This is a genomic window from Paenibacillus tritici (assembly GCF_018207515.1).
GTDB lineage: Bacteria > Bacillota > Bacilli > Paenibacillales > Paenibacillaceae > Paenibacillus_AQ > Paenibacillus_AQ tritici.
The window spans coordinates 7,424,455-7,439,248 of record NZ_CP073365.1 but is presented as its reverse complement, the minus strand read 5'-3'; the positions used below and the strand labels follow the sequence as shown (position 1 = coordinate 7,439,248).

Annotated in this window: 14 protein-coding genes; 9 read left to right on the top strand and 5 right to left on the bottom strand. The window is 52.9% G+C overall.

The genetic code is table 11. The annotated features are described in order from the left end of the window. Positions 1–29: 29 nt before the first annotated feature. Both KDC22_RS31940 and KDC22_RS31935 read right to left on the bottom strand, forming a co-directional pair. The gene (locus tag KDC22_RS31940; protein ID WP_211721525.1) at positions 30–917 is read right to left on the bottom strand and encodes a diacylglycerol/lipid kinase family protein; all 888 of its coding nucleotides are present in this window, start codon (positions 915–917) and stop codon (positions 30–32) included. A 141-nt stretch (positions 918–1,058) separates the two neighbouring features. Beyond that, positions 1,059–2,060: a catalase family peroxidase gene (locus tag KDC22_RS31935; protein ID WP_246553156.1), complete on the bottom strand. Its 1,002-nt coding sequence runs from the start codon at positions 2,058–2,060 to the stop codon at positions 1,059–1,061. A gap of 265 nt (positions 2,061–2,325) precedes the next feature. On the opposite strand from KDC22_RS31935, the gene KDC22_RS31930 reads away from it, so the two are divergent. Both KDC22_RS31930 and KDC22_RS31925 read left to right on the top strand, forming a co-directional pair. Further along, the gene (locus KDC22_RS31930) at positions 2,326–2,667 is read left to right on the top strand and encodes a zinc ribbon domain-containing protein YjdM (RefSeq protein ID WP_173133986.1); all 342 of its coding nucleotides are present in this window, start codon (positions 2,326–2,328) and stop codon (positions 2,665–2,667) included. A gap of 638 nt (positions 2,668–3,305) precedes the next feature. After that, positions 3,306–4,538, top strand: coding sequence for an IS110 family RNA-guided transposase (locus KDC22_RS31925; protein ID WP_211721312.1), 1,233 nt, complete (start codon positions 3,306–3,308; stop codon positions 4,536–4,538). 1,061 nt (positions 4,539–5,599) lie between these two features. Here KDC22_RS31925 and KDC22_RS31920 read toward each other — a convergent pair. Then, positions 5,600–6,631: a C40 family peptidase gene (locus tag KDC22_RS31920; protein WP_211721524.1), complete on the bottom strand. Its 1,032-nt coding sequence runs from the start codon at positions 6,629–6,631 to the stop codon at positions 5,600–5,602. 30 nt (positions 6,632–6,661) lie between these two features. Beyond that, positions 6,662–6,829, bottom strand: coding sequence for a hypothetical protein (locus KDC22_RS31915; RefSeq protein ID WP_211721523.1), 168 nt, complete (start codon positions 6,827–6,829; stop codon positions 6,662–6,664). 87 nt (positions 6,830–6,916) lie between these two features. On the opposite strand from KDC22_RS31915, the gene KDC22_RS31910 reads away from it, so the two are divergent. The 4 genes from KDC22_RS31910 (at position 6,917) to KDC22_RS31895 (ending at position 10,811) form a co-directional block, all read left to right on the top strand. Continuing rightward, positions 6,917–7,597, top strand: coding sequence for a TetR/AcrR family transcriptional regulator (locus tag KDC22_RS31910; protein ID WP_211721522.1), 681 nt, complete (start codon positions 6,917–6,919; stop codon positions 7,595–7,597). 69 nt (positions 7,598–7,666) lie between these two features. After that, positions 7,667–8,593, top strand: a complete 927-nt coding sequence (locus KDC22_RS31905) for an ABC transporter ATP-binding protein (RefSeq protein ID WP_211721521.1) — start codon at positions 7,667–7,669, stop codon at positions 8,591–8,593. After that, the gene (locus KDC22_RS31900) at positions 8,590–9,339 is read left to right on the top strand and encodes an ABC transporter permease (RefSeq protein WP_211721520.1); all 750 of its coding nucleotides are present in this window, start codon (positions 8,590–8,592) and stop codon (positions 9,337–9,339) included. The genes KDC22_RS31905 and KDC22_RS31900 overlap by 4 nt, the downstream gene beginning before the upstream one ends. A 53-nt stretch (positions 9,340–9,392) precedes the next feature. Next, entirely contained in the window at positions 9,393–10,811 is a 1,419-nt protein-coding gene (locus tag KDC22_RS31895) for a DHA2 family efflux MFS transporter permease subunit (RefSeq protein ID WP_211721519.1), read from the top strand. Positions 10,812–10,845: 34 nt separating this feature from the next. Here KDC22_RS31895 and KDC22_RS31890 read toward each other — a convergent pair whose 3' ends face one another. Further along, a complete protein-coding gene (locus KDC22_RS31890) occupies positions 10,846–11,274 on the bottom strand; it encodes a MarR family winged helix-turn-helix transcriptional regulator (RefSeq protein ID WP_211721518.1) in 429 nt (142 codons plus the stop codon). A 120-nt stretch (positions 11,275–11,394) separates the two neighbouring features. On the opposite strand from KDC22_RS31890, the gene KDC22_RS31885 reads away from it, so the two are divergent. The 3 genes from KDC22_RS31885 (at position 11,395) to KDC22_RS31875 (ending at position 14,650) form a co-directional block, all read left to right on the top strand. After that, complete coding sequence (locus KDC22_RS31885; RefSeq protein ID WP_211721517.1) at positions 11,395–11,979, top strand: NAD(P)H-dependent oxidoreductase; 585 nt, start codon at positions 11,395–11,397, stop codon at positions 11,977–11,979. A 122-nt stretch (positions 11,980–12,101) separates the two neighbouring features. After that, a complete protein-coding gene (locus tag KDC22_RS31880; RefSeq protein WP_211721516.1) occupies positions 12,102–12,956 on the top strand; it encodes an SDR family oxidoreductase in 855 nt (284 codons plus the stop codon). Positions 12,957–13,417: 461 nt separating this feature from the next. Next, positions 13,418–14,650, top strand: coding sequence for an IS110 family RNA-guided transposase (locus KDC22_RS31875; RefSeq protein WP_211721515.1), 1,233 nt, complete (start codon positions 13,418–13,420; stop codon positions 14,648–14,650). Positions 14,651–14,794 lie beyond the last annotated feature (144 nt).

The window sequence follows — 14,794 nt, the reverse complement described above, 5'->3', positions numbered from 1 at the left end:
GCCTGGAGCGCCTGAATCGCCCTAATAGCTCAGTCCTCCGGCACAACAACCTGAATGTGACGCGGAAGGGTACTTAGGCGGATCGGCAACAGCGGGCCTTCTTCCCCGTCCACATTCGTCTGAACCGGATCGGCGGAGCGGACGGACACCTCTTTGGCGGTGAAATAGATCACATCCTTATGGTTCCTCAGATTGCCGAGCAGCAGAGATATGCTGACCGTCACCGAATTCAACAGGTGAAGGTCCTTGACGATGAAGCAGTGGAGCAGCCCGTCATCTACAGCGGCGTTAGGGGCGAGCTTCTCGAAGCCGCCCACAGAATTCGTGAGCGCGGCGATGAACAGCGGGGAAGAGCCTTCCCATACCTCTCCGTCATGAGTAATCGTCAGGGTGTGCGCAGTATTGCTGGCCAGCTCTTTAATGCCCTCCTTCAGATACGCCAGGAAGCCCAGCCGGGTCTTATCTTCGGTTGTTACAGAGGAGAGGGAGCCGGCCAGTGAGCCTGCAGCCACCACATTGGCGAACAACCGGTCATTGAGCCGGCCCATATCCACCCTTTGGGTATGAGGGGAAGACAGCGTTTGGATGGCCTCTTCAGGATTAAGCGGGATCTGCAGCGCACGGGCGAAATCATTGACCGTTCCCATAGGCACAATCCCAAGCTTGGGACGGTGCTGCTGGCCGGCAAGCCCGTTCATGGTCTCGTGCAGAGTACCGTCTCCTCCGATGGCAACCACCAGATCATACCCTTCACAACATGCCTGATTACAGAAGGCTGTGGCATCTCCTTCGCCCGCAGTCTCATGGACGGCAACCTGATAACCCGCGCCTTGCAGCACTTCTTCCACTGCTCTGATGTAATCCCGTGCCTCTGCTTTGCCGGACGAGGGATTCATGATGATCATAGCCTGCTGCATACTGCACTCCTCTCTGTGTAACTGGATTACTATCCATTAACCAGCTATGCCTATCGTTTGAATCACAAGCGCCAAAGGGCGTACAAGTCCCTTGGGCGCTTATCGTGTTCCGCCTGGCTGCTGCGGCAGGCAGGGCGGCGGTTAACGTTCTGTTGTCCGCCGATGATAAGATTCGGCATAGGCTGCGCTGCGGAAGCTAAGGATGGGATCATCCGAGAGGAGCATCCCGGAGGTGATTCGGGCAGGGTCCATCACCAGCCCTTCCGGTTCAGGAATGATCTCCGAAATATGCAGCCGCCCGAGATCGACTCTCCGGCGGTCCTCGGGCCAAGTACGGGTAGGATCATCTGTAGCATCGCCCTCCTCCCCGAGAACAGCGATAAGCTGGAAGATGGCCGGCTCATCCTTGAAGCGCAGCTCCAGCTCATCCTCCAGATAGTTGTCCGGCTGCTGGGCTGCCGCTTCTGCTGACAAGGTCCGAACCCCTGATTCGGGAACCCACTCGAACCGCACCGGCTGCTTCCGGCCTTCGGCGTTCACCAATACATAAGCATGGATGCAGAAATACTGGCTCTCCGCATAACTGGCCGGCGGCTTCAGCCGTTTCACGGCGAGCAGGCTCTCTTTGCTCTCGGTGAAATGACTGACAATTTCCTTCATCAGCTCCAGCGGTCCAAGGGTTCCGGTCCGCAGCCGGTGTGCCGTACGAACAATGTCGATGAAGGACTCAGGGGTCCGGGCAAAAAAGACAGGTACCGTTACTCCAACCAGATTCGTGACCTCACCCTCCGGCAGGATGAACTGGACAGCCATCCCTTTGGCGGGAGAGAGGAGATCCGCCACTGCCGGATCGGTGGAGCTGCCCGAGAAGCGGACGATGGCATTCACCTGCTGCTCCTGAAGATGCGCCGCTTCAGTGAATTCCATTCCCAGACCGCTCGGCCGGAAGAAGCCGCGGCAGCAGATTCCCCTGGCATGGGCGCGGCGGTATCCGGGATGAACCCCGGACAGGTTCTCGATGGCATCGACGGCCTCACCGGCAAGTCCTATATTCTCCCCGGTGTCTGCGGGAAGCTGGCCCTTCTGCTCAGATTCATTCATGTCAGATTCATTCATGCGGACATTCACTCCTCGCTGATTCATTTGTACCGGAACAAGCTACATGCTAATTATTACCACTTCCGCATTTTATTCAAACTGTAGCGGCTTCCCGGTCAGGAAGATAAGTGATTAGCCGGCGAATGGGTTACGGGTTTCGAAGTACAGCATCTACTCGGCCATTGAGATTTTTCCAGTTTCTCTCCGTGCAGCTCCGGGGCTCGAGAGAGACCGTTATCAAGTAATATGCTAAGATTGAACAGGCTCATCCTATAACAAGTGCTTAAAGCAGGATTGGAGAAATCAAATTATGAATGAATTGCCAAATTGTCCGCAGTGCAGCTCCGTATACACTTACGAGGACGGAAGTCTTCTGGTATGCCCGGAATGCGCACATGAGTGGTCACTTGATGCAGACAAAGGAAACAGCGAGGAACAGAAGGTAATCAAGGATTCCAACGGCAATGTCTTGGCGGACGGGGACACCGTAACGGTGATTAAGGATCTCAAGGTCAAAGGCAGCTCGTCCGTTCTGAAGATAGGCACCAAGGTGAAGAACATCCGGCTGGTGGAAGGCGATCATGATATCGACTGCAAAATCGACGGGTTCGGCGCGATGAAGCTGAAATCAGAATTTGTCCGCAAGGCATAGTACGAAGGACCGGCTTTTGCTGCCCATGGGCGGCAGAGGCCGGTTCTTTATTTGTTGGGTAATTATGACATCCTTCTGTGGTGGATAAGGCGTGTATAAAGATGGGAATAAGGGTGGCTTGAATCATCCGTAGGATCATTTGGATCGCTGAAAGAAACAACTACCCCTGGGGCTTCCGAATTCAGCTGCAATGCAAAGGGCATAGAATGTATACGAAAACAAACATGTCTCTCAAGGCACAACTCCAGCATGAAAATGAGCAGCGCGCCTAAAAACAGAACGTCGTCTATTCATCTATTTAACAAATTTTAACGGAAAACCGAACACAATTGGATTGGGAGCACCGCGTAAGCCGAATGTAATCGAAAAACAGGCATGACAAGACAGAGGCCTTGTCACCCCCAGGAATGAAAATAAGTGGGTGGCATCCGTCGCATCCATTCTAAAAGATGCTGTAGTCGTCAACACTACATATACAAATCAAAGGGCGGACGCGGTTACTGGGATACACCCCGTGCGAAAAACCGTTCTATTGCGCTTTTCGAGCATCGCCTATTGTAACCCCCCAAAAAGTACGTGTATTAAATTACACTCACTCGAGCGCATGATTTGTAAGCTGACGATGGAGGATGATTGGAATGGATGCTGTACGTATGTGTTGCGCCGGTCTGGACGTGCACCAGGAAACCGTTGTGGCCTGCGTGTTAAAAGGACCGATCGAACAGAAACCGCAATGTCACATGAAAACCTTTGGGACGACAACCCGAGAATTGTTAGGCCTGCAAGATTGGCTGAGTGAACACGGCTGCCGGGAAGTGGTGATGGAGAGTACCGGCGTGTTTTGGAAACCGGTATGGAACATCTTAGAGGGCAGTTGTGATCTTGTCTTGGCCAACGCCCAGCGGGTAAAGAATATGCCGGGTCGAAAAAGTGACATGCAAGATGCGCGCTGGTTAGCGCAATTGCACCGTTGCGGGCTCATTGAAGGCAGTATGGTGCCAGAACAGGACATCCGGGATTTGCGAGATTTGACCCGTTACCGGAGTAAGATGGTGCAGGCGGTGACGGCGGAGAAAAACCGCATTCACAAAATCCTGCAGGATGCCAACATCAAGCTAACCACCTTTATGTCCGATCTATATGGGGTTTCAGGACGGGGCCTGCTCCAGAAGATCATGGACGGCGAGGTCGTAGACGAAGTGACCGTTAAAAACCTGGTCAAAACCCGTTTAAAAAAGAAAGTTCCGCAGCTACTAGACGCGCTCAATGGCAAGTTGCGCCGTCATCATCGGGAGATGATTCGAGACCACTGGGACCACTTGGTCTATTTGGAGAAACGGATCACGGAACTGGAAGCTCGAATCGAGGCGAAGGCAGAACCCTACCTGGAGAGGATTGAACAAATTGACTCCATTCCAGGAATTGAGCGGACATCTGCCGTGACCATCTTTGCAGAAGTGGGGCCGCATGTCGCGGAAATGTTCCCGAGTGATGCGCAGTTTGCATCATGGGCGGGGGTGTGTCCAGGGAACAACGAAAGCGCTGGAAAGCGAAAAAAGTCAAAAACGATGCAAGGGAACAAGCATCTGAAAGGGGCCTTGTGTCAGGCGGCTTGGGCGAACTCTCGCTCCTCGAACCGGATCGGCCAATTCTTTCGACGAATACGTAAGAGACGAGGAGATAAAAAAGCAAACGTCGCCACCGCACATTTGTTGATTCGAATCCTCCATGCCCTGATGCGGGAGAAAAGGTTATACCAAGAAATAGACGTCTCACTAGGCGATGAGACGTCCAAGAAAAACCCGTTGGATCGGTACGTGCAATATATCCAGCAGTTAGGATATAGCGTGCAATTAAATCCTATCCAATAGTCTCCCCTTTTTCAAAAAAAACGAAACGTAATTTTGGGGCGGTGGGTCTTTTTTTGTCAAAATCCAGTCTGCGGCGCATTTTCCGATACTTTTATTTTCGTATTAAACCGAATACAATTTGACTGGGAGCGCCGCGTAGGCCAAATGTAATCGAAAAACCGAACACAATTGGACTGGGAGCACTGCGTAAGCCGAATGTAATCGAAGAACCGAACACAATAGAATTGAGAGCACGCGGGAGGCCGTCAGAAAGCAGGCGGAAGGAGAAAAGTGAGGTGCCGCTTAAGAGATGAATAAGGTGAAATGTAGAATATGAAAGGTGAAGGTGGGAGAGGAAAGGTGAAGGTGTGAGGTGAAAGGAAGAAGGTGAAAGGTGGAGTGTGAATTTGGAGCAGCTCCGTCTGTTTGCCTCAGATTTGCCTGAAGGACTAATTTGCCTTTGGATCATAAGTCCACTTCAATCCCCTGCCCCCATAATACCTCCAGAAGTCGGCATCCGAACCTCAGCTTCCGCCAAATGTGGGCTGCGCGGGAGGAAGAAAGGGATTAATCCCTCCCAATCTGCTAAAAGTGGATGGAATGAGGAAATGAAAGGGATTAATCCCTCTCAATCTGCTAAAAGTGGATGACATGAGAAAATGAAAGGGATTAATCCCTCTGATCCGAAAGACGTTAGCCGAAGGAGGAATTAAGGAGCACCAATGCACCTGAATCCACCGGATGCGGCCTGAAGGAGGAATTAAGGAGCACTAGTGCACTTGAATCCACCTGATATGGCCCGAAGGATGAAATAAGGGGCACCAGTGCACTTGAATCCACCGGATGCGGGCCGAAGGAGGAATTAAGGAGCACTACTGCACTTGAATCTACCGGACGCGGGCCGAGGGAGGGAATGAGGAGCACTACTGCACTTGAATCTACCGGACGCTACCTGAAGAAGCAGGCGAAGAGTCTCTTTCCCGCTGAAAAAGGTGCCGCCCTTCAAAAGGACGGCACCGTTGGTCTCGCCCGTTGCGGCAAGTTCCTTCCGCTTAACGCCCTAAAACGGGGTTGCACCTTTGTTACAGTATTCTGCGTGCGGTGACAAACCGCTTTTGCCACGAGCTGCTGAAATTCTCCATATGTACACCCAGCTCCTTGGAGTAGGTATGCAGAATCCGGTTATTTCCGGCATAAATGGCTACATGTCCGATATCAAGGCCGCGGGCGGTGAAGAATAGCAGATCTCCCGTACGCAGCTCGTCCAAGCTGACCTTCTTGCCTTCCAGCGCCTGATCATACGAGACACGGGGAAGCTCCACTGAGAGCGTATCTGCATACACACGCTTTACAAAAGAGGAGCAGTCGAACGTATCCGTCTGCTCTGGAGAAGCGCCGAATACATAAGGAGCATTCAGGTATTGCTTGCCGGTGGCAATCAGCGCCTCGCCCTGCTTCTGCAGAAGGGAAGGGCTTCTGTAATCCGTGAATTTCGGCTTGGAGGACACATATCCGGTGAGGTTATCCGTAGTCCGCACCTCCAGCCAGAGGGCGCCGACCTCATGGATGACATGGACCTTGCTGCCTGCCGGCAGCAGACGCAGGCTGGCAGCCTCACTCCCGGCATTCGGGGAGCTGCGCAGGTTGACCCCCCAGGTGACCGAGGTATCATAGGCGGCCGAGGAGATAAGGACAGAGCCTGAGGCCGGCTCCCAAGTGACCAGGCTGCCCAGTGCTTCACTGATGAAGCGCAGGGGAACCATACTGTAGCCCTGAGACAGTTGCCCCGGTACAGCCAGCTCAACCGTCTTTCCGTTCAGCAGGGCAGTAGACGAACCCAATGTATAGGTTAATGTAGTGCCTCCTTTGACGGCATTCACCGTCTTGCTGATATTGTTCCACGAGAGTTCTGCTCCCTGGGCTTCAAACAATCCCCGCATGGGAACCAGTACGGTCCCGCTGATGTTCAGCGGCCGGGCTTCCGGCTGAAGCTGTTGTCCGTCCAGATAAATGGAGATGGGCTTGGGCGCAAGGGCTGCATCTGCATGGACACTGGCTGGATAGAGCAGGGCCAGTCCGAGCAGAGACAGCAGCATAGTTCTTCTAGTTGTCATGGATTCATCACCTTATGGATAGATTTAACTCTATACATTGGACGTTGCAGGGGTGAAATGGTTTTGTTCCAATTTCTGGAGTCTGAAGGGTGCCAACAGCACCAGGGCCAGCATCAGCATCAGCATTAGCATTAGCATTAGGTCCAGCACCAACACCAACACCAACACCAACACCAGCACCAGGGCCTGCGCCAGCATCAGAGGGTGGGCAGGGCCCCAAATGATTCGTCACTTGACTTCTGCCACAATCCATCATAAAATCTAACCAGTTAGTTATAAGTGGAGGTGTTCATCATACCAGCGGCAGAAGGCAAACGAAGCGCCAAAATTTACGATGCGGCCCGGACCAGAGGGATTATCCTCGATGCAGCCGAGAAGATCTTTGCCGAGCTTGGCTATTCAGCGGCACGCATTGATGCCATTGCGAAGGAGTCCGGGTACAATAAGAGTCTGATTTATCAGTATTTTGGCGACAAACTGGGTCTATATACAGAAGTCGTCAAGCGCGCTGACCAGATTGGCGAACAGATTACAGGCTCGTTCGTCAGCGAATTGCTGAAGGATGACAAGCTTGTATCGGACCCTGAGGCGTTCAGGAGCTTCCTGGAATCTATGACCCGGGAGACGGTGTCCTTCCTCCTGGAGCATCGGAGTTACCTGAGAATTCTATTCTGGGAGGCCGCTGAAGACTGGAAGACATGGAATCAGATCACCTATCGTCCGGACGATGTTACACAAATGCATGAATTGGCCTTAGCTGCACAGAAGAACGGAATCCTCCGCCAGGATCTGGACCCGGCATTGTTTCCGATTCTGATTATGAATGTGACTACAGCTACCCTGCAGTCGTCTTCACGGTTTGAACATTTGCTGGGGGCACTCGATTCCCCGCAGATGAGAGAACAGACCACCCGGCAGATCGTGCAATTTATTATCCATGGCGTTATGGAGCCGTCTTTGCTGTAAGAGGCGGCTGTTTTTTGGACAAAATATAAACAACTAGTTAGTTTTAAATCGGAAGCAGGAGTGATGTTTATGACCGCAATGATTCAGACGGAACGATTAACGAAGCATTTTGGCAGCAATCAGGCAGTGAACGGACTGTCGCTGGAAGTGAACCAGGGAGAAATCTACGGCTTCCTGGGACTGAACGGTGCCGGCAAAACAACAACCATCCGCATGCTGCTGGGCATGATCCGTCCTGATTCCGGGTCCTCCTATGTATTCGGACAGCGGGTGGATGCGGGCAGCCATAAGCTGTGGGCGAAGGTAGGGTACATGGTCGAGACGCCCTACTCCTATCCTGAGCTGACCGTCCGCGAGAATCTGGAGATAATCCGCAGGCTGCGGGGTATTCCTGACCACAAGGCCATTGACCGCATCATGGATAAGCTTCAGCTTACCGCTTACCGGGACCGCAAGGCGGGGACGCTCTCCCTCGGCAACGGGCAGCGGCTGGGTCTCGCCAAGGCCATGCTGCATCATCCGCAGGTGCTGATTCTGGATGAGCCGACGAACGGGCTTGATCCGGCCGGGATTGTGGAGGTGCGGGAGCTGCTCCGGGAGCTTGCCTTTCAGCACGGAGTAACGATTTTTATCTCCAGCCATATTCTCGGTGAGGTCTCCAGGCTGACGACGCGGATTGGTATCGTGCATCAGGGCAGGCTGCTGCAGGAGGCGGATGTGAAGGAGCTTCAGCAGCTGCTCCGCAAGCGCCTGCTTGTGCAGACCCGGGACACGGGCAGTGCCCGGAAGAGACTGATTCAGGCCGGATATGCTGTGCAGGAAGCCGGAGAGGGAACGTTGCTGCTTGCGGATGAACGTGCTATCGCGAACCCGGACCACATCTCCAAGCTGCTTGTGTATGCGGATATGCCGCCCACGCTGATCCAGGTGGAGGAAGAGGATTTGGAGGCTTATTTTCTAAGAATGATTGAGGCTGAAGGAGGGAAGAAAGGATGAATCAATGGATATCAGCCTTGGGGGTAGAGGTGTTGAAGCTTCGCCGTTCCAGGCTGTTCTGGATCTCGCTTGCCGCCAGTATGATGGTGCCGGTCATGATCGGGCTGGTCTTCTCGGGAACGATTGGCTCCCAGAGCAGCTTCGAGGGTGAGATCAATATGGCGGGACTCCTGAAGGAGCTGGGTATTGTGATCTCTATGGGGGGCCTCATCGGATTCGGATTCGTGTTCAGCTGGATCTTCGGCCGGGAATATTCCGACCGCACGCTCAAGGATCTGCTGGCCCTGCCGCTGTCCAGATACGGGGTGGCCGCCGCCAAGCTGCTCGTTGCTGCTGTACTCAGCATGGGGCTGGCGCTGCTGGTGTTCATCGTCGGCTGCTTAACAGCGGGGCTTGTCGGCCTGGACGGATGGAGCCTGGAGGTCATCCTTCATGGCTTCGGCCGTTACGCGGAGGTCAGTCTAATGGTGACCTGCCTGAGCATACCTGTGGCGTGGATGGCTTGTATCGGCCGTGGTTATATGACTCCGCTCGGCGTGGTCCTGCTGACCATTGTAGTTGCCCAGTTCGGCGGGGCGCTCGGTATTGTGGAATATATTCCATGGGCCATTCCCGGATTGTTCAGCGGCGCTTCCGGGGAGGAGAGCTCCCATCTGGAGGCGATTAGCCGTATGCTCCCGTATCTCACCGGCGGCATTGGCATCATAGGTACTCTTGCCTGGTGGCGTTATGCCGATCAGACATAGATCAGGCGGACTTTTAGAAGATTATTAATACGTATCAATGGAGGGGAATTAAAATGGAGAAAATACCAAAGGGAACCGTACTAATCATGGCTATTCTAATTATCGGGACTATGCTGGGGCTGCTGAATCAATCTTCACTGAATACAGCGCTGCCGAACATTATGGGCGATTTCCAGGTGTCCACAAGTACTGCCCAATGGCTGACAACGGCTTTTGCCCTGGTTACAGGCATCGTGGTTCCGATCACGGCTTTTCTGATTCAGCGGTTTACAACCAAGCAGGTCTTCGTCTTTGCCATGGGCATGCTGACCGCGGGAACGCTCCTGTGTGCGGTCTCGCCGAATTTCGGACTGCTGCTCACCGGAAGAATCGTGCAGGCCGTCGGAGTGGGCATCATGCTTCCCCTGGTGCAGACGTTAACGTTCATCCTGATCCCGGTGGCTAAGCGGGGGTTCACGATGGGGATGATCGGGCTTGCCATTAATTTCGCCCCGGCCATCGGACCTGTATTGAACGGCTGGCTGGTCGAGGATCATTCCTGGCGTTTGCTGTTCTATGCTCTGGCTCCATGCTCGCTGCTAATCACCGTCATTGGAGTCTTACTCGTTAAGAATGTTACCCCGCAGGTGAAAAGTAAGGTGGATGCGTTATCCATGACGTTATCCTCGCTTGGCTTCGGCGGTGTATTATACGGATTCAGCGTCTCCGGCAGCAGAGGGTGGGGAAGCACGGAGGTGCTGATCTCCCTGGCGGTCGGGTTCATCGCGCTGGGCCTGTTCGTCTGGCGGCAATTGACTATGGAGAATCCTCTGCTGGAGCTGCGGGTATTCACCAGTCCTGCTTTTACTATGGCTACAGTGATCAGTATGATTCTGATGATTATCATGCTGAGCGCCCAATTACTGCTCCCTATCTACATGCAGACGATGCTTGGTTATACCGCGCTCAAGTCAGGTCTCATGCTGCTCCCCGGTGCGATTCTCATCTGTATCATGTCGCCCATAGCGGGCAGGCTGTTCGATAAAATAGGTGCCCGGACGATGGTCATCACCGGACTCAGTCTGACGGTCCTCTCGGCCTTGCTGTTCTCGAATCTGACAGAGCACACGACCTATACGTTCCTGATGGTTGGCTATTCTCTGCGGATGGTCGGCGTCAGCCTGACCTTACTGCCGGTTATCACCAGCGGCATGAATTCTCTCCCGCCTGCCCTGATCCGGCATGGGATTCCGGTGAACACCACGCTGCGGACCGTCGCCGGTTCCATCGGAACAGCGCTGCTGGTCACCATAATGACTCATAGCGGCGGCGGCCCGCAACCAGCGGGAGATGTCCACAGCCTAATTCACGGAATGAATGTGGCTTCCATGGTAACGACAGGAGCCGCAGTAGCTGCGCTGATTCTGTCCTTCTTCATCAAACGCAAGGAAGCCCCTGCTGAGATACCGGCGAAGGGCGTGGCTGTGAAATAACCATTGTTGTAATAGAGATTAGGATGGTCTAAGTTTAATAAAATACTTTGTGCTGCAAGAGATCGAGCGCCTGCTCGATCTCTTTGCGTTCTGCAGCCGTGATACCGGCAATACGCTGCTCGAACCGGACGGCGATCTGCTGAAAGGCTTCATTCATCAGCGCTTCACCTGCGGCAGAGAGCGTGATCCCCTGCTTGCGGCGGTCATCCGGGTCGGTGATCCGGGTACAGACGCCCTTCTCGCTGAGCTTTTTCACTTCACGGCTTGTATTGGGCATCGACATCTGCATACAGTCACTGACCTCGCTGAGTGTTACCGGCTGGCTGACAGCGATGTATTCGAGAATTTTATATTGCAGCGGCGTTAAGGCCTCTGATTTCACATCTTTGGTTATATCACTTGTTATTTGATGGACGGCAGCACTGAAGGCTACGAATTTCTGAAACAGCTGGTTGTTGTCCATAAGATCACCTCAAAGGAACCATACCAAATTAATTATCAAAAAACAATTATCATTTGACAACTAAATTAAAACTATGCTATGTTTTTGTTATCAAATGACAACTAAAGGGGAATACCACTGATGAACACACTCGTTATTTATACACATCCGAATCACCGCAGTCTCAGCTATGCTTTTCTGCAGGAAGTGCTGCGCGGCAGCAAGGAGAATACGAAGATTAACGAAGTCAAAGTGCTTGATTTGTATGAGGCCGGTTTCGATCCGGTACTGGTGTTTAATGAGAATAAGCGGAGAAGGGATATGTACCGTGACCCGGAGCTGGCGGAATACAGGGAACAACTGCTGTGGGCGGATCAGGTTGTGCTGGTCTATCCGATCTGGTGGGGGCGGCCGCCAGCCATGCTGATGGGTTATATTGACCGGATGTTTGCTTCCGGGTTCGCGTACCGGGATAAGGGCGGACTTCTGCCGGAAGGCCTGCTCAAGGGCAAGAGCGTCGTCTGCATTTCTGTCATGAAGGGGCCAACCCATTATCCGCTGCTGTGGCTGAACAACTCTCATAAGGCGCTGATGCGCAAAGCCCTGTTTAATTACGTAGGCATCCGCAAGGTGAAATTCTTCGAGTTCGGCAATATGGAGAGCCCGAAGGGCAAGCAGAGCCGTAAGCTGGAGCAGATCTACCGTTATTTCAAGACTGCCCGGTGAAAATAAACCATTTGACATTCTGCCTACATGTAACTACAATAGTTACAGGATGAAGGATTACCTTGGATCAACAAGAATCAGCAGAGATGTTCAAATAAAAGAACCCCATTGGAGGAATTGACATGAAAATCGCATTAACAGGAGCAACAGGTCACTTTGGTTCGATCGTAGCAGAGACATTGCTGAAGACGGTACCGGCTGAGAATATTGTAGCCAGCGTCAGAAACCCGGAGAAGGCAGAGAAGCTGAAGGCACAGGGCGTGGATGTCCGTCACGGTGATTTCGATCAGCCGGAGACTCTGGATGCAGCGTTTGCCGGAGTAGAGCGCCTGCTGATTGTCTCGGCAGACGGCGACAATGATACACGTATCCGCCAGCATAAGGCTGCTGTGGACGCCGCTGTCCGTGCAGGGGTCGGCTTCATCGCCTATACCAGCGTAGGCGATGCCGAGAACAGCTCCCTGTTCCTGGCACCGGTACACCGTGCGACTGAAGAGTTCATCCGTGAATCCGGCATTCCGTATGCTTTCCTGCGCAACAACTGGTATCTGGAGAATGAAGTCGGCTCCATTCAGGCTGTTAAGGCTGGCGCACCTTGGCTGACCTCTGCGGAAGACGGCAAGGTGGGCTGGGCAACACGCAGCGATTATGCCGAGGCGGCTGCGGCTGTTCTGGCAGGATCGAGCCGTGAGAATGCCATCTACGAATTGTCCGGCACACCGCTTACTCAAGCAGAGCTGGCAGCCGTGGTTGGTGAGGTTCTGGGCCAGGAGGTTGCTGTGCAACAGGTGGATGACGCCACCTATGCGAAGATTATGGCGGGTGCAGGCGTGCCGGAAGCGGCACTGCCGATCGTGGTAGCTATTCAGGGAGCCATCCGCGATGGTGCACTGAATATCGAGAGCGGCGATCTGGAGAAGCTGCTGAACCGTCCGCAGACACCGCTTAGCGAAGGCGTGCGCTCGCTGCTGGCTTAATCTAATATCAATCCGGCCAGCGCCGCTGGCGGATCTTACAATATTCAAGAGGCTGCTCTTACCGGTGTATGGATACCGGAGGGCGGCCTTTTTTTTGTGAAAAGATAAGAATGTATAGGCTTCGCGTAATAAATTTTCCGCTTCCCTAAGACTGCCGAATTCGGCTGCAAAGGGCATAGAATGTACACGAAAAACAGGCATGACAAGGCAAAGGCCTTGTCACCCCCAGGAATGAAAATAAGTGGGTGGCATCCGTCGCATCCATTCTAAAAGATGCTGTAGTCGTCAACACTACATATACAAATCAAAGGGCGGACGCGGTTACTGGGATACACCCCGTGCGAAAAACCGTTCTATTGCGCTTTTCGAGCATCGCCTATTGTACCCCCCAAAAAGTACGTGTATTAAATTACACTCACTCGAGCGCATGATTTGTAAGCTGACGATGGAGGATGATTGGAATGGATGCTGTACGTATGTGTTGCGCCGGTCTGGACGTGCACCAGGAAACCGTTGTGGCCTGCGTGTTAAAAGGACCGATCGAACAGAAACCACAATGTCACCTGAAAACCTTTGGGACGACAACCCGAGAATTGTTAGGACTGCAAGATTGGCTGAGTGAACACGGGTGCCGGGAAGTGGTGATGGAGAGTACCGGCGTGTTTTGGAAACCGGTATGGAACATCTTAGAGGGCAGTTGTGATCTTGTCTTGGCCAACGCCCAGCGGGTAAAGAATATGCCGGGTCGAAAAAGTGACATGCAAGATGCGCGCTGGTTAGCGCAATTGCACCGTTGCGGGCTCATTGAAGGCAGTATGGTGCCAGAACAGGACATCCGGGATTTGCGAGATTTGACCCGTTACCGGAGTAAGATGGTGCAGGCGGTGACGGCGGAGAAAAACCGCATTCACAAAATCCTGCAGGATGCCAACATCAAGCTAACCACCTTTATGTCCGATCTATATGGGGTTTCGGGACGGGGCCTGCTCCAGAAGATCATGGACGGCGAGGTCGTAGACGAAGTGACCGTTAAAAACCTGGTCAAAACCCGTTTAAAAAAGAAAGTTCCGCAGTTGCTAGACGCGCTCAATGGCAAGTTGCGCCGTCATCATCGCGAGATGATTCGAGACCATTGGGACCACTTGGTCTATTTGGAGAAACGGATCACTGAGCTGGAAGCTCGAATCGAGGCGAAGGCAGAACCCTACCTGGAGATGATCGAACAAATTGACTCCATTCCAGGAATTGAGCGGACGTCTGCCGTGACCATCTTTGCAGAAGTGGGGCCGCATGTCGCGGAAATGTTCCCGAGCGATGCGCAGTTTGCTTCATGGGCGGGGGTGTGTCCAGGGAACAACGAAAGCGCTGGAAAGCGAAAAAAGTCAAAAACGATGCAAGGGAACAAGCATCTGAAAGGGGCCTTGTGCCAGGCGGCTTGGGCGAACTCTCGCTCATCGAACCGGATCGGCCAATTCTTTCGACGAATTCGTAAGAGACGGGGAGATAAAAAAGCAAACGTCGCCACCGCGCATTTGCTGATTCGAATCCTCCATGCCCTGATGCGGGAGAAAAGGTCATACCAAGAAATAGACGTCTCACTAGGCGATGAGACGTCCAAGAAAAACCCGTTGGATCGGTACGTGCAATATATCCAGCAGTTAGGGTATAGCGTGCAATTAAATCCTATCCAATAGTCTCCCCTTTTTCAAAAAAAACGAAACGTTATTTTGGGGCGGTGGGTCTTTTTTTGTCAAAATCCAGTCTGCGGCGCATTTTCCGATACTTTTATTTTCGTATTAAACCGAACACAATAGAACACAGAGCATTCATACTCCCCA

Excerpts from the sequence above, each read along its gene's own strand:
- KDC22_RS31940 (WP_211721525.1), bottom strand. The coding sequence starts at position 917 with ATGCAGCAGGCTATGATCATCATGAATCCCTCGTCCGGCAAAGCAGAG.
- KDC22_RS31935 (WP_246553156.1), bottom strand. The coding sequence starts at position 2,060 with ATGAATCAGCGAGGAGTGAATGTCCGCATGAATGAATCTGACATGAAT.
- KDC22_RS31930 (WP_173133986.1), top strand. The coding sequence starts at position 2,326 with ATGAATGAATTGCCAAATTGTCCGCAGTGCAGCTCCGTATACACTTAC.
- KDC22_RS31925 (WP_211721312.1), top strand. The coding sequence starts at position 3,306 with ATGGATGCTGTACGTATGTGTTGCGCCGGTCTGGACGTGCACCAGGAA.
- KDC22_RS31920 (WP_211721524.1), bottom strand. The coding sequence starts at position 6,631 with ATGACAACTAGAAGAACTATGCTGCTGTCTCTGCTCGGACTGGCCCTG.
- KDC22_RS31915 (WP_211721523.1), bottom strand. The coding sequence starts at position 6,829 with ATGCTGGCGCAGGCCCTGGTGCTGGTGTTGGTGTTGGTGTTGGTGTTG.
- KDC22_RS31905 (WP_211721521.1), top strand. The coding sequence starts at position 7,667 with ATGACCGCAATGATTCAGACGGAACGATTAACGAAGCATTTTGGCAGC.
- KDC22_RS31900 (WP_211721520.1), top strand. The coding sequence starts at position 8,590 with ATGAATCAATGGATATCAGCCTTGGGGGTAGAGGTGTTGAAGCTTCGC.
- KDC22_RS31895 (WP_211721519.1), top strand. The coding sequence starts at position 9,393 with ATGGAGAAAATACCAAAGGGAACCGTACTAATCATGGCTATTCTAATT.
- KDC22_RS31890 (WP_211721518.1), bottom strand. The coding sequence starts at position 11,274 with ATGGACAACAACCAGCTGTTTCAGAAATTCGTAGCCTTCAGTGCTGCC.
- KDC22_RS31885 (WP_211721517.1), top strand. The coding sequence starts at position 11,395 with ATGAACACACTCGTTATTTATACACATCCGAATCACCGCAGTCTCAGC.
- KDC22_RS31880 (WP_211721516.1), top strand. The coding sequence starts at position 12,102 with ATGAAAATCGCATTAACAGGAGCAACAGGTCACTTTGGTTCGATCGTA.
- KDC22_RS31875 (WP_211721515.1), top strand. The coding sequence starts at position 13,418 with ATGGATGCTGTACGTATGTGTTGCGCCGGTCTGGACGTGCACCAGGAA.